We start from the raw sequence: 14,012 nt of genomic DNA on the forward strand, positions 1-14,012 counted from the left end.
ATCTTCCTTTGAAGCCTAACTATGGACTCGCACACCGACGAAGAGTCAATCTTTCCAGCGACCGGGCGTGTGGCATCGGTGGATTATGGAACGGTCCGAATTGGGATCGCCATCTGTGATCCTGATCGGATTTTGGCCAGCCCGTTGGAAGTTCATCCGGCTGCGAACTGGGAAAAAGACGGCGACTATTTCCGTGATCTGGTCAAGGACGAACGGATCGTCGCATTTGTGGTCGGGTTGCCGATCCACTGTGACGGTCAAGAGAGTGACAAGAGTCGTGAATCGCGACGGTTCGCCAAATGGCTGTCCGACGAAACCGACCTTCCGGTTCGATTGTTTGATGAACGCTTCACGACTGCGGCCGCGAAATCCCGCATGGCGGGTGCTGGTTACACCCGTGCCAAGAAGAAAAAGCGAGTCGATGCAATCGCCGCGCTGGTGCTGCTTGAATCGTTCTTAGAGGCCTGCCGGTACCACAACGACGTTGCCGGCGAACCGGTCACCTCTGCAGCGACCGGTGGCGATGGGTTGGACGACGAGTGACCACACTTCGGTGATGCCCGGCGACTTTCCCGTCTTCGAACTAAGCAGCTTCGCAAATCGACAATTGTTCGATCAGAGTTTCAAAGCGACGATCTGCTTCGTGGCGGCGCTCGACTCGTTCGCTGAGGCTCCAGCTGGATCGAATTTGAAGTACTCGGCGAGAAATCTCTGCGTCCGAAGGAAGCGTCTCAATTTGAGCGGTGGTGGTGTTTTCCGAGACGGTTGGTTCGCAGGTGATAGTCAACATGATTTAGATCCTTCCTGATTTGTCATTCGTCCAAACGTTGGACATTTTGGCCGGCCACTCGTCGGCTTTGTGATGAGGCCTTATTGCAACCGCCGTGCCAATCGTTGGAAGTGACACCGGAAAAACTTGCGGAGTTCGCCGGATTTACGGGAAATGCCGTGTGTAGGGGCTTTTTTTGTGTTCTCGCTTTCGATTTCTATCTGGTCGATTTTTGGCCAGGCAGCCACAACGATTGTTCAAAGACTTGCAAATCCTGCAATTCTTGGTCGGGGATTCGCATGACATGCAGGCCTTCGGTCATTCGGACGCCCGTGATTGCGATTTGCAGTGAAATCCAGCTTTCGAGGCAGCATTTGCCGCGAATTTCGCAGTATTGCAGCTGCCCAGCGGCGTCATACAGCATCCCGTACATCAGTTCCCGGCCGCCACGACGGGCCCAAACGAGTGAACCGTCGGGTTCAAAATGTAAAAGCGGCAGTTTCTGCAATCGATTGGATGCGTCTTCGAAACTGGCTGGAATCGGCTGCCCCTGCTCGCCATACAAATAAACATGAAATTGGCAGATCAGGGGATCGGATTCGGGATTCGGAGCGACGGGGTCCTGGGTCATGTGATTCCGGGGGGAAAGGAGCAGCGTGAGATTGCAGGGGATTGCGGCGGTTGTTGGCGGGACGCTGTTCGATCACCGCAGTGTGTCTGCAGGGAATCGAATGGGTGAACCGCCCATCGATGAATCACCCGTCGGGCGACATCGCAGTCCATCGTAGGGGATTCGCCAGGTGTTGCCCGTCCGAGGCATCCTTCGGCGTCCAGGAATTCCCCAGCGGGGCAGAATGCCACATCGCCCGTGGGATCGGCGCGGCTTGGCTTGGTCGACAAACCGCTGGCCAGTCGACTCCATCCGTGCAGGCCAATGGGGCTGGCCTGGTTTCGTCTGTTGGCGGGGGGGCCAGCTGCCGGGGGGCCAGGGACTTCTAGCGAAGCCAGCCACCGGTGCCACTTTTGGTAGCGCCGCAGATGCCTGCTTGGAACGCTTGGCGATTTGCCAAGCATTTCAGCGGTCTACGAATTCGACGGCGTGTTGGGGGCTGGGACACCACCGGGGCCGGGTTTCAGCTGCAGTGCGTTGGGAGCGGCTTTGCCCTTGCTAACGGGGCGTTCGACGCGTTGCTGGGGCGGGACGACGACACCGCAGGAAACGATGAACTGGATCGCTTCGTCGATGGTTAAATTCAGGTCAATGGCTTCGCTTCGTTTGACCGTGACGGTGAAACCCGTCATCGGCATGGGGCTGGTCGGCATCAGCACGCTTAACATCGGTTCGCCGATCGCCTCGGAAATCTCGCTCATGCTATTGCCCGTCACAAACCCCAGCGACCAGATGCCTTGGCTGGGATATTGGATCGCGACGACGCGGTTGAATTCGATATCACGTTCGCTGAACGCAAAGTCCGTGACTTGCTTGACGCTGCCGTAGACCTTGTTGACCACCGGAATGCTTAGGATCGTGCGGTCAAATGCATGGACGAACCAACGGCCAAGTCCAAAGGTGAAAAGCCGACCCAGGAAATACAGAGCGGTGGTGAAAACGATCAGGAAAACGGGCACGACCAGCGTGCGTGGCATGTAATCCAATTCGACATAGCGGTGCCAGTAGGCTTTCGCGCTCGCCGGCGGCGGGGAAAATGGCCCGAAGTAATCGACTCGTTCGTCGACGATCGTTTTGACGTATTCGGGAAAGAACCGGCGGCCGGTCGAATCGGGAACGTACCGCTGGCCTTTGTAGGTGAACCCGTCGAGTCGTCGTTCGTTGATCGAAATGGCGCCCGGTGGGACCTCGGTCAACGTGTCTTCGATCTTCCACACGATCGCTTGGCGGATCCGATATTCGATTGGACCTAGCACGTAGCTTTCGATGGTATTCCAGGCCCAGATCAACACGACGATGGTCAACAGAGGCGGCAGAACGACACCGAGACCACGCAGGATGGCACGACGAAATCCGGCACCGCGAGTCGAGCCAGGATCGACGTCTGGATCGTGATCAGAATGGGAAGTGAGATCAGAACTCATCGGATCCTTGAAATGTTGGGGCTTCGAGCATGTCGGTTTGCCCGACCAAGCGGTCGCCGACCAGCGGCTGTGGGGGACCGCCAATCGGGCGACTCAGATACTATCGGCTTGGGCGTGCACGGTTCTTCGGCAGCAGGTTTCGGTCTAGAAAAGTTTGATACCCCGCAAACCGGTTTCAGCGGCCACGAACGGCCCGGGCCACCACCGCCAAGGTGATCCGCGACGCTCCGCCAATTTTCAGCACTCTGGCAACCTCGTTGGCCGTCGCGCCCGTCGTCAAGACGTCGTCGACTACCAAAATATGCCGGTTGGCGATTTGGGGCGATCTAGGGGAAGCATAGCTCTTTCTGACCAAAAACGCACCGTGAACATTTTTTTGCCGCATCTGGTCGTCCAGCCAGGCTTGTTTTGCGATCCGGCGACTGGTTCGCAGCAACCGCCGACAGGGGCATCGCAGCGGGGCGGCCACACGTTGGGCGATGGTGACGATGGCGTTGCCGCCGCGAGTGAGTTGGCGGCTGAGGTGGGATGGAACAAAGGTGACCATGTCGGGTGGGTGGTCGGATACCGCGGCCGCCACGCGATCGCCCAGTCGCCGCCCCAGTGCATCGGCCAAGGGGGCGTTATGGACGTATTTGGCGGCCACGACCGCATCGGTGACTCGGTCCCGGTAGCTCCAGAGCGCAATCACCTCGTCAAAATGATGCTGCTGGGTTTGGCATTCTTGGCAGCGGGCGTCGGCGTCGGTGCTTTCGTTCGAGTCGATTCCGCTACTGAATTCTTCGCGGGCGATTTCTTCGCCGCCGGTTCGCGACGTGGGGTTCACGGTGACGCTGCGGGGCAGCCCACAGTATCGGCAGGCTGTCCGCATAGCGGTTTCGGAAAAACGCAGCGCCGTGTCACAGGTTCGGCAGAAATCTTGATCTTCGGCGACGGAATCATTGCACAGCCGGCAAACCGGTGGCAAAACCAGCTCCAACGCAGCTTTTCGGGCTCCCGCCGCGGTGTCTTTCACGATCGCCAACCAAGACCGTCGGGGCCCAGAAGTGTCGGGTTCAGGGCCCTGCGGAGAATTCTTTTCCAATTTTTCCATCGCAACGCGAACCTCAGTGGACGGGGACCGTCTAAGAAGTCGAGGATCCAGCGGTAGAGGTCTAACCGCTTCGTTCGGTTTCAATCAACGGTTTTGGTGGTTCCCTTTTGGGGATCCACGAAAGTTTGCTGGTTTCCTTTTCGCTTTCGGTATACTCTGAGATGCGAAGGCAGCAGTGGTCAGTTTTTGATCAGGTCTGCTTCCTAACCTATCGTCTTTTTTTTGTGCTCCGCAGCCGCGCCCACAACCGGGTGCCACTGGAGGTTGAAATGCGTTTCGAACTAATCGTCGCCGCCGTCACACGCAACGTGGTCAAAGCCATGGTACGTGAGATCACCGTCGTACGCTCGTTCGTCAATGCAACGATCCTCCATCGATGGCTGCATCAAATGCCAGAAGGGATCGCGAGTTATTTGATTGACTCGACGACCCCCGATGATTTTGCCGCGCTGATCAGCGCTCGCGGTACAGATAGCAAACTGCTATCCGCACTAGCGGGTTCTAAACGCGGCAGAGTCCAGCACCAACCCTGTTTGGTGTTGGCAAGTTGTCCGGCCCGATCGTCGCGCGGCTAAACGCCACCAGCGACCAATCGGAACCATCGGACAAGAGTGCTTGGCGAATCCCCATTCGACCAAGGGCTCTTCAATGATGGACCAGTCCAGATGACTTGCATCGACCCAAGCCGCCGTTCCCTGATCGTTTTGGATCATGGTTTTTCGGCAGCCTTGGCCGTTGCATTTGTCTTGGTTCGTTCGTAATCGACCCGTTCTCGCTCGTTGCGTTTTTCAGGTCACCACGGCGGACTTTTGTTTTCGTTCGCGATCGCCCATTGGCGTTTGCGTCAAACAGAGCACCCATTGAATCCGTTTGCCGAACAAACGGTTCACTCCGCTGGCCGATACCCGTACCGAGTTTGGATTTTGATCCAAGCCCGCCGACGGGAACCGCGGCCAAGCGGAACCAAGAAAGAGACACCCGTTATGAACTTCACCGAAAACAGCATCTTCGCTTTCGAAACTCGCACCGTTGCAGAACTCGTTTGTGCCGCTCAAGGTGGTGACCGAGACGCGTTTGGCGTCTTGTTTGAACGTTACCGACCCACCATCGTTGCGTTGGCAATGCGTCGAGTCCGGAATGCCGACGAAGCCGAGGAATTGGCCCAGGACGTATTCATCCAAGCGATGCAAAAGATCGACCAGCTTCGCGTCCCCGAAGCGTTCGGTGGATGGTTGCGTCAAATCGTTCACCGCATGGCGATCAACCGAGTGACCCGTTCTCGCAACGCCCTGGCTTGTGATCCGGAAACCTTGGAATCGACCTGCGTGGCCGAAGGAGCGCCGGATGAACTTGCCGAGCAACGCGAAGAAGCGAAAGCGATTCGCGACAGCATCGATCGGTTGGGGAACTTGGATCAACAAACGTTGAAGGCGTTCTACCTGAAAAGTATGTCGTTGATCGAAATGAGCGATCAGTTCGATGCACCCGTGGGAACGATCAAGCGACGTTTGCACGTGGCACGTAAGCGACTGGCCAAGGAAATGGACGTTTTGCAGGCCGCCGTTTGAGCCCGTCTCCGATGCATGACCAACTTTGAAAAGAACGTCGGTTGAATGTCGGACCGAAACGCGAATTTCACAACGCAGCCGGTTGGTGAGGGGACTTCCCTGGCCAACCGGCTGTATCGATGAGAGGTCATCCCATCGGTCAGCCGCCACGCGCTAGTGAACGTCCGGCTTCCAACAGCCTCGGACAGGCGAAAGCATCATGCCGGTGGCCTCGGACACCGGATTTGGCATCCCCCAATCATCTTCTTGGCCGGCAGCGCCAACCGTGGGGGCCGCCACACGGCTGACGAAAGTGCCCGACTAGCGGTCAAGTAAGTGCCATTGGGCGCTAGCCACGCCCGCCTTCACAGCAGGTTTCGCAAATCGTATGACAGCGACTGCATTGCAGTTTGGCGCGGATTTCGATCAGCGTGCGGCCGCCGCACACCGGACAAACCCGCCCGCTGTCGCAGTTGTCCCCAAACGAGACCCCGGCCGAGTCCACCGAATCCGAGTTCTGGGACGGGGACGAAATGGCATCGGAACGCGAGGGGGGCTGTTGGCTCATCTCACTATCGTTGTCGCTCTCCGCAAGTTTCGCAATCGGCCGGCCGCAGCTTGCGGGATTTCAGAATTGCGTGCGGGATTTCAAGGCTCGGATCGGGAATCCGATCGCCGCTGGTACTCGGTTTGCCTTGGCCGACGTAAAACAGTCGGTATGAATATCGTCATTTTGCATTGCCATTTCCGACGCGGCGGCGTTACCCAAGTCGTCGAAAACCATGTGCGATGGTTGCGCCAAGATTCAAACATCGATCGTATCGTGCTGGTTTCTGCGGGCCGCACCGATGGACTTGGGCCAGCAACGCGATCCGCGGTGGAGACGCTTTCGGTTGCCGGTTTCGATTACGACGGTATCGATGCCGAGACAGCCGACGTGTCCGTCGTCGATGACGTTGGGGTGCGAGCCGACGCGATGGAGTCGCGGCTAAGGGAATCGTTGGGCCGTATCGGGCTGTCTGCCGACGACACCGTTTTGCATTGGCACAACCACAGTTTGGGAAAGAACACGGCGGCGCCGGCGGTGGTCGCCCGATTGGCCGATCATGGCTATCGCCAGTTGTTGCACATTCACGACTTTGCCGAAGACAATCGACCGGACAACTATGGCAGATTGATCATCGCATCGGGGGCGAATGGTCCGGCGGATTTGGATCGGTTTCTGTATCCCCGGGGCGACAAGATTCACTATGCGGCGCTGACGCGTGCCGATGCGTCGGTGATCGCTGGATTGGGGATCCCCACGCAACAAACGCACTGGTTGCCCAACAGCGTCTGTCTTCCTGAATCGGATTTGCCGTCGCGAGACGATGCACTGGCCAAAGTAACTGCGGCGATGAAGTTGCCCGCCGATGCCAGATGGTCGGTCTACCCGGTCCGTGGGATCCGCCGCAAGAACGTGGGGGAATGGTTGTTGCTGTCGCGTTGGTTGCCCCCCCATCACTATTCGGGGCTGACGTTGATGCCGGACACGCCGATCGAACGGAGTTCGTATTTGCGATGGAAGTCGTTGGCCGCGGACGTGGCGCCGCGATCCGTGTTCGATGCTGGCCATCATCCCGAGGTGTCGTTTGCCGAAAATTTGGCTGCGGCAGATTTGATTGTTTCGACCAGTGTGGCCGAGGGGTTCGGGATGGCGTTCCTAGAACCTTGGTTGGCCGGGCGCGAAGTGATCGCGCGTCGATTGCCAGCAGCCGCGGACGATTTTCAGCACACCGGCGTATCGCTGCCTAAGTTCTACGATCAGATTGCTATCCCTGGTGCCACCGATTGGCTTCGTCAATGCGAACAAGAAACGGCCGTCGCAATGCAGTCCGCTTGGTCGGGGGTGCCAGCGAAATTTAGGCCATCGATCCAGCCGGCCACCGAGTCATCATTGATGTCACGCGAATCAATCGACTTTGCTCGCTTGACCGTACCCCGCCAGATCGAGGTGCTGCGCCGTATGGTCGCCGATGCGGGGTATGGTCGTGAAGTCCAGCATCACAACCAGCGGTTGCTGGAACATCTTCGTACGCCGGCAAACGAAGACTTGGTAGCCGCCAATCGCGATGTGATCGCGGCACGCTACTCGATCCAGTCCGTTGGCCAACGGTTGGTCGATGTGTACCAATCGATTTTGAACCCTGCGAAACAAATGCGGCCAGCCGTTCAGGCCGAAGCGGTCGGTCCTGCGGGAACAGCGGATCCCACAACCAACATGAATTCATCCAGCGCGATCGATCAGATCAGCGTGTTGCGTCCCTTTTACCCTTGTCGAACGGAAACTGAAATTGATGGCTAGTCCCGCATCGTGGCGACAGGCGTTCCTGGATGATCGCCGGCCGATGGAGCCGACGGCAACGGAAGTCAACGCGTCGCTTCGCCCACTGGAGAATGTCCGCGCGGTCATTTTTGACGTCTACGGAACGCTGGTCATCAGCGGCAGCGGCGACGTCGGGTCGGCTGATTCGGATGGTGACGGTCGTGACGCCATCATGGCCGATGCGATTGCGTCGGTATGGGGCGATTCATCCCCCGACCCGATGCCGGGGATCGAACAGTTGCAGCAGCAGATACGCAGCACCAATGCGGCAAGGGTCAGCGATCAATGCCCCCAACCAGAGGTGGATATTGTCGATGTTTGGCGTCATACGATGGCTGATTCCGGCGTCGATGTGACCCCCGAGGATAACGATCGATTGCTGCGATTGGCCGCCTCCTACGAGGCCCAAGCGAACCCGACTTGGCCGATGCCGGGAGCCCAAAAGTTGCTTTCCGAGCTCAACACCAGTGGCATTCGAATGGGAATTGTCAGCAACGCACAATTTTTTTCGCCAAGTTTGGTCGAAGATTTATTGGACGGCTCATCGCTGGATCAGGGCGGCTTTGACCTGAATTGTTGCGTGTTTTCGAACCGATTTCGGCATGCCAAACCGGGGCCGAAACTATTCGATGTTTTGCGAAACGGACTCGCAAGAGTTGGAATTGCGCCCCACGAAGCGGTTTATGTCGGCAACGACATGCTCAACGATATCTGGGCTGCGTCGATGGCAGGCCTCAAGACGGCTTGGTTTGCCGGCGATGGGCGAAGTTGTCGTCCGCGGCAAAACGATCCACGCTGCCGGTCTTTGCGTCCCGACGTGGTGCTGACGGACCTGCTGCAGTTGCTAAGTTGTTTGCAAAGCATCTAAAAGCGGCCCAGGCTGTTAAGGTTGCGGGGGGATCATACCAGACTTGTTTTTACTGGCATTGGAATTTCATGGGCGTTCGAATCGGCTTCGTTGGAACTCGCTTTTCCGGTACCGACGGTGTGTCGCTAGAAAGTGCCAAGTGGGCCAAGGTCCTCTGGGACCATCGACATACCAGTCACTGGTACTCGGGACTAAGTGACCGGGACGAAGACACGTCCATGGTGGTTCCCCACGCGTATTTCGGGCATCCCGATATCCAGTGGATCAATCGCAGAGCGTTTGGGACGCGAACGCGAACGCCGGATGTGACCCAGCGGATTTACGCGCTGGCCGACTATCTGAAGCGGACGCTGTACGAATTCACGCGTCGTTTCGATTTGGATCTGCTGATCGTCCAGAATGCACTTTGCATTCCCATGAACATTCCGTTGGGTGTGGCCCTGACGCACTTCATTGCCGAGACCGGGTTTCCCACGATCGCCCATCATCATGATTTCTATTGGGAACGCGACCGGTTCAGTGTTTCGGCAGTGACCGATCTGTTGTGGATGTCGTTCCCCCCCGCACTGCCGCAAATCCAGAACGTGACGATCAACTCGTTCGCCCAAGAAGACTTGGCGCACCGACGCGGTGTGTCATCGATTTTGGTTCCCAATGTCTTGGATTTCGAGAACGAACCCGACGAACCGGACGCCTATGCGCGTGGGTTCCGCCACGACATCGGAATTGCGGACGATGACATCATGTTCCTGCAACCGACACGGGTGGTGCCGCGGAAAGGAATCGAGCATGCGATTTCTCTGGTCGCGGCGCTCAAAAACAGTCGCTGCAAATTGGTGATTTCGCATGCCAGCGGTGATGAAGGCGACGAATACTTGACGGCGCTGTGCGAGATGGCCGAATCGCAGGGCGTGGATCTGCGACTGTGTGATACATCGGTGGGTGACAAACGCGGATTGAATCCGGACGGATCCAAAATCTACACGTTGGCAGACGCCTATTCCCAGGCGGATTTCATCACCTACCCAAGCATTTACGAAGGGTTTGGAAACGCGCTGCTAGAGGCGTTCTATTATCGCAAACCCGTGCTGGTCAATCGCTACTCGATCTTCGTTGCCGACATCGAACCGAAGGGTGCGAAAGTGATTGCGATGGATGGTTATCTGACGAAAGACGTCGTGCAAAAAGTCCAGCGAATCATCGACGACCCCGAGTTCCGCCGCGAAATGGTCGACTTCAACTACGAGATTGGGAAAGCGTTTTTCAGCTACGGAGTGCTGCGACGCAAGTTGAGAGCGCTGGTGACCAATTTCACTGGATTGGACAACTTGTAATTTCTTTGTCGCCGCTGCGCACGACGTGTCGGCCCTACACGACTGATCAAGATGGATATGGATGCGACGACGCTTGGCCTTATCAAGTCGATTTATGGGGAGCTTCCCGAGGGCTTAGTCGAAGGGTTGCAGCAGTTGCTGGCTACCGATTCGGCACAGCATTCCGATTCTTCGGACGAAGTGCCGGCTTTGTGGTCCGAGCGGGATGTGGTGTTGATCACCTACGCAGATCAGATCCGCGACGCCGGTATGACTCCGTTGAAGGCGCAGGGCAACTGGCTGCTGGACGAAGCCTTGGATGATGTGATTTCGATCGTCCACTTGCTGCCGTTTTGCCCGTTCACCAGTGACGACGGTTTTTCGGTCGTCGACTACTTGGCCGTTGATCGAAAGTCGGGCACCTGGAGCGACATTTCAAACCTGGGTGATTCATTCGATTTGATGTTCGATTTGGTGTTGAATCACGCGTCACAAAAGCATGAATGGTTTCAACGCTATTTGGCTGGTGACCCCGAGTTCGCAGACTTCTTCATCAGCCAGGATCCAAGTGTTGACCTTTCGGCCGTGGTTCGTCCGCGAAGTCTGCCGTTGTTGACACCCTTCGAAACCGAATCCGAAACCCGCTATATCTGGACCACGTTCAGCGCCGATCAGGTGGATTTGAACTACGCCATTCCACGCGTCATGTTGCGGATGATTCACACCCTGGTCGAGTATGCGCGGCGCGGCGCTCGGATCATTCGCTTGGATGCGATCGCATTTTTGTGGAAAGAGGTTGGCACCAATTGCTTGCACCATCCGAAGACCCATGCTGCTGTTCAATTGATGCGACGGATCATGGACCAAGCGGCCCCGGGCACGTTGATTCTGACCGAAACCAATGTGCCGCACGCCGAAAATCTTAGCTACTTTGGTGGCGGCGATGACGAGGCGCATATGGTGTATCAATTCAGTTTGCCACCGTTGCTTCTGGACGCCATCCACAGCGGTGATACCGGCGTGCTGCGGGACTGGATGAAAACACTGTCGCCGCCTTCACCGCAAACCACGTTCTTTAACTTCACCGCATCGCACGATGGAGTTGGCGTTCGCCCGATCGAAGGCATTGTGCCGACCGAACGTGTGCAGCAGTTGGTCGATGTGGTCAAGAGTCACGGTGGTCGGGTCAGCATGCGATCCAATTCCGACGGTAGCGAAAGCCCCTACGAATTGAACATCACCTACATCGATGCGGTGGCCGATCGCAGCAAGGTTTCGCCTGCCGATCATTCGCGGCGGTTTTTGGCCACGCAAGCGATCATGCTGTCGATGCAAGGGATGCCGGCGGTTTACTTTCATTCTCTGGTCGGGTCGCCCAACGACATTGCCGCCGTCGAAGAATCCGGACAGAACCGCCGTATCAATCGGCACAAATACCAGCGGTCCGAACTGGACAATGCCCTGGACGACGCGCATTCGCTGCAGCGCCGAGTGTTCGATGGCATGCGACGATTGCTGGACGTTCGGTGTCAACAACCGGCATTCCACCCCAACGCCAAACAAGATGTTTTGGATCTGCCCAGCGATGGGCTGATCGGGTTCCTTCGCACCGCTAGTTCCGGTGATCAGATCCTGGTACTAGCGAACCTTTCGTCGGTGCCGCAGATGGTCGATGCCGGTGTGATTCCGGCCGACATGGGCTACGACGAATTGGCTCAGGAAAGATTGTTCACCGACGATGGTGTTCCCATGCGGCCATTCCAAGTGCGTTGGATCAGCAATCAGTAGACCCATCGCGGCTTGGAACGTTCCAGCAGAGAAGTCTGGCGAATCCCACTCGTACTTCGGTATTCCATCTCAGCTAGACGTTCGGGCAAACGTCGTAGCGGAAGTCGTCAAGACTTTTGTAAATCATGGCGAGGCCGAAACTTTTGACGAGTCCCGCTACCCGAATACCGAGGTGCAGCGAGGCAGCGCCCGTGATTCAGTCGATGACTGTGGCGCCCAAAAGTTACGAACGTTATCCCTTACGGGGCCGGCTGGGTCGGCGGGTTTTCCAAGTACGACATCAGTTCGAAGACTTCGTCTTTGGTGTACTGGTCCATCAACGCCTTCGGCATCATCGACACGCTGGACGGTACCATCGCTTCGATGTCATCTTGGGCAACGACGATGGGCGCCTTGGCTTCGGCGCTGGGCATCAGTGACACGTTGTCATCGTCCTCTTTGACCAACACGCCGGTGATCGTTCGGCCGTCGACGGTCAGGATTCGCTGCATCAAGTACTTTTCGTCGATCTTGTGCGACGGGTCTAGGATTTCTTTCAGCACGCCCATTCGGTCGCCCTTCCAGCGTGTCAGCACGTCCGTCAAATCGGGGCCGATCACACCGCCCTGTCCGGAAACCTTGTGGCATCCCGCACAGGATGCTTCGGCGAAGATCCGTTGGCCAATTTCGGGGCTGCGGCCAACCAGGCCATTTTCCATTTCGCCCTGGAAGTCATCGATCGTCCATGATTGGACGAAGGTGCGATTGCTGCCGATAGGGTTGGCGGGTTCCACGGGGTCTTTCAGCCATGCGTCCAGGTCTTCGACGACCACCATGACGCCATACATGCGGTACCAGTGCTGGGGGAAGGTGCAAACGAAGGGGTATTCGCCAGGTTCGGTAGGTGCCGTGAACGTCAACCGATAGACATCATGAGCCGCGACCATCGGTGTCGCTTCCAAGACCATGTCGGATTCGGGAACGTAGGGCAGTCCACCATTGACGCCCGATGGACCCGCTTCCAGGCCTTTCTGAGCGACTTCTTTCAGTGTTCCCGGAGTCGAGATCACTAGGTTGTGAGGCATCAGGTCGTGGTTTTCTAGAACCACTTGGACCGGGCGTCCTGCTTCGACAGCGAAGTACGTGATGTCGTACCGCATCTCTTCTTCGACCGTTTTGATACGGATCATTCGAACCGTGATCGCACCCAATCGACTGCGTGCGTCGCGAGCAGCATCCGCATCCACCGTCGCCATCAGGCTATCGGCCAATTGCATCGCGTCGGTGAACTCGCCACTGGTTCGATCCTTGGCCTGCGTCGCTTCGGCAATCGATACCAATTGACTTAGCAGGGCTGTGGCGGTCGCTTGGTCACGGTCGTCGCTATCGATTCGCAGCAGTGTCTTGACGGCCACCGGTCGCAGTTTTTCGTCGCCGACCATGGGGGCGACCAGTTGAAACGTTTCGCCGGCGTTTTGTGGGATCAGACCCAGGGCCCGCACCGCGGCCGATTGGACGGCCGCCGTGGACGTCTGCTGGATCGTCGCCACGACCGACTTGCGAACCGCATCATCTCGCTTGGCCGTCGGCATCAGCGATACCGAGTTCAGCCAAGCCAGGGTCGTGTCGTCGTCCTTGGATGCCATCTGCATCGCAAGGTCGCGTTTGCCAGCCATCACCAATCCAGCGAACCCTGCCGACGCGGCAAAGGCATCATCCGATGATGTGGCGTCGATCAAGGCATCGGATTGCTTTTGCATATCGCCGACGGGAAGTCCCAGCAACAGTTTGGCAAGTTCGCGGCGGGTGCGTTGAACCGTTTGGTCGTCACCGTCCACCCGCGACATCGCGTCGATCAGTACCGATACGGATCCAACGTCATCCAGTTTGGACAACGCGGCCACTGCTTCCTCGCGGAATTGAGCCGGCATGCCTGGTCGTGACAGGATTGCCGAGTAAACCGGAATGTACTTTGCGTCGTCTGTCTTTCGCGGCACCATCAACAATCGGGCGTTGTCCAGACGCTTCAATTGGTAGGCCACGATCCGTGGGCTCTTGTCCAAGAACACCACGGGAGCTTCGGCTTTCGCCTTTGCCGTGTCCGCGGCACCACCATGATTGTGGTCATCGGCCACCACAGGGGTGCCGCAGGCAAGCATCAGCAAACAAACGTAAAAACGCATCACAGAAATCCGG

At 57.3% G+C, this 14,012-nt stretch carries 12 protein-coding genes; 7 read left to right on the forward strand and 5 right to left on the reverse strand.

The window, feature by feature from the left end:
* The first annotated feature begins 21 nt into the window (after positions 1-21).
* Positions 22-543 (forward strand): Holliday junction resolvase RuvX, encoded by a 522-nt coding sequence (ruvX, locus tag K227x_RS05610; RefSeq protein WP_145168618.1) that lies wholly within the window; start codon positions 22-24, stop codon positions 541-543.
* 40 nt (positions 544-583) lie between these two features.
* Here ruvX and K227x_RS05615 read toward each other — a convergent pair whose 3' ends face one another.
* The 4 genes from K227x_RS05615 to K227x_RS05630 all read right to left on the reverse strand — a co-directional run bounded on the left by K227x_RS05615 (position 584) and on the right by K227x_RS05630 (position 3,878).
* Positions 584-790: a hypothetical protein gene (locus K227x_RS05615; RefSeq protein ID WP_145168619.1), complete on the reverse strand. Its 207-nt coding sequence runs from the start codon at positions 788-790 to the stop codon at positions 584-586.
* A gap of 196 nt (positions 791-986) precedes the next feature.
* Positions 987-1,400 (reverse strand): hypothetical protein, encoded by a 414-nt coding sequence (locus tag K227x_RS05620; protein ID WP_145168620.1) that lies wholly within the window; start codon positions 1,398-1,400, stop codon positions 987-989.
* A gap of 452 nt (positions 1,401-1,852) precedes the next feature.
* Entirely contained in the window at positions 1,853-2,863 is a 1,011-nt protein-coding gene (locus tag K227x_RS05625) for a DUF502 domain-containing protein (protein ID WP_145168621.1), read from the reverse strand.
* Between the two features lie 175 nt (positions 2,864-3,038).
* Positions 3,039-3,878 (reverse strand): ComF family protein, encoded by an 840-nt coding sequence (locus tag K227x_RS05630; RefSeq protein ID WP_218933790.1) that lies wholly within the window; start codon positions 3,876-3,878, stop codon positions 3,039-3,041.
* Positions 3,879-4,225: 347 nt separating this feature from the next.
* Between K227x_RS05630 and K227x_RS05635 the strand changes: the two genes are divergently transcribed.
* The 6 genes from K227x_RS05635 (at position 4,226) to K227x_RS05665 (ending at position 11,837) form a co-directional block, all read left to right on the forward strand.
* Positions 4,226-4,531: a hypothetical protein gene (locus K227x_RS05635; RefSeq protein ID WP_145168623.1), complete on the forward strand. Its 306-nt coding sequence runs from the start codon at positions 4,226-4,228 to the stop codon at positions 4,529-4,531.
* A 408-nt stretch (positions 4,532-4,939) separates the two neighbouring features.
* Positions 4,940-5,524: an RNA polymerase sigma factor gene (locus K227x_RS05640; protein ID WP_145177325.1), complete on the forward strand. Its 585-nt coding sequence runs from the start codon at positions 4,940-4,942 to the stop codon at positions 5,522-5,524.
* 697 nt (positions 5,525-6,221) lie between these two features.
* The gene (locus K227x_RS05650; RefSeq protein ID WP_145168625.1) at positions 6,222-7,847 is read left to right on the forward strand and encodes a glycosyltransferase family protein; all 1,626 of its coding nucleotides are present in this window, start codon (positions 6,222-6,224) and stop codon (positions 7,845-7,847) included.
* Positions 7,840-8,736 (forward strand): HAD family hydrolase, encoded by an 897-nt coding sequence (locus K227x_RS05655; RefSeq protein WP_145168626.1) that lies wholly within the window; start codon positions 7,840-7,842, stop codon positions 8,734-8,736. Before K227x_RS05650 ends, K227x_RS05655 begins: the two co-directional genes overlap by 8 nt.
* A gap of 68 nt (positions 8,737-8,804) precedes the next feature.
* Positions 8,805-10,070 (forward strand): glycosyltransferase family 4 protein, encoded by a 1,266-nt coding sequence (locus K227x_RS05660; RefSeq protein ID WP_145168627.1) that lies wholly within the window; start codon positions 8,805-8,807, stop codon positions 10,068-10,070.
* A gap of 51 nt (positions 10,071-10,121) precedes the next feature.
* Positions 10,122-11,837 (forward strand): sugar phosphorylase, encoded by a 1,716-nt coding sequence (locus K227x_RS05665; protein ID WP_145168628.1) that lies wholly within the window; start codon positions 10,122-10,124, stop codon positions 11,835-11,837.
* 239 nt (positions 11,838-12,076) lie between these two features.
* On the opposite strand, the gene K227x_RS05670 is transcribed toward K227x_RS05665, so the two are convergent.
* On the reverse strand, positions 12,077-13,999 hold the full coding sequence (locus K227x_RS05670; protein WP_145168629.1) for a c-type cytochrome: 1,923 nt from the start codon (positions 13,997-13,999) through the stop codon (positions 12,077-12,079).
* Positions 14,000-14,012: the final 13 nt, after the last annotated feature.

The organism is Rubripirellula lacrimiformis, from assembly GCF_007741535.1.
Taxonomy (GTDB): Bacteria; Planctomycetota; Planctomycetia; order Pirellulales; family Pirellulaceae; genus Rubripirellula; species Rubripirellula lacrimiformis.

Bases quoted from the DNA above. Each gene is read 5' to 3' on its own strand.
- K227x_RS05620 (WP_145168620.1), bottom strand. From the start codon at position 1,400: ATGACCCAGGACCCCGTCGCTCCGAATCCCGAATCCGATCCCCTGATC.
- K227x_RS05655 (WP_145168626.1), top strand. From the start codon at position 7,840: ATGGCTAGTCCCGCATCGTGGCGACAGGCGTTCCTGGATGATCGCCGG.
- ruvX (WP_145168618.1), top strand. From the start codon at position 22: ATGGACTCGCACACCGACGAAGAGTCAATCTTTCCAGCGACCGGGCGT.
- K227x_RS05635 (WP_145168623.1), top strand. From the start codon at position 4,226: ATGCGTTTCGAACTAATCGTCGCCGCCGTCACACGCAACGTGGTCAAA.
- K227x_RS05615 (WP_145168619.1), bottom strand. From the start codon at position 790: ATGTTGACTATCACCTGCGAACCAACCGTCTCGGAAAACACCACCACC.
- K227x_RS05665 (WP_145168628.1), top strand. From the start codon at position 10,122: ATGGATATGGATGCGACGACGCTTGGCCTTATCAAGTCGATTTATGGG.
- K227x_RS05640 (WP_145177325.1), top strand. From the start codon at position 4,940: ATGAACTTCACCGAAAACAGCATCTTCGCTTTCGAAACTCGCACCGTT.
- K227x_RS05670 (WP_145168629.1), bottom strand. From the start codon at position 13,999: ATGCGTTTTTACGTTTGTTTGCTGATGCTTGCCTGCGGCACCCCTGTG.
- K227x_RS05625 (WP_145168621.1), bottom strand. From the start codon at position 2,863: ATGAGTTCTGATCTCACTTCCCATTCTGATCACGATCCAGACGTCGAT.
- K227x_RS05650 (WP_145168625.1), top strand. From the start codon at position 6,222: ATGAATATCGTCATTTTGCATTGCCATTTCCGACGCGGCGGCGTTACC.
- K227x_RS05660 (WP_145168627.1), top strand. From the start codon at position 8,805: ATGGGCGTTCGAATCGGCTTCGTTGGAACTCGCTTTTCCGGTACCGAC.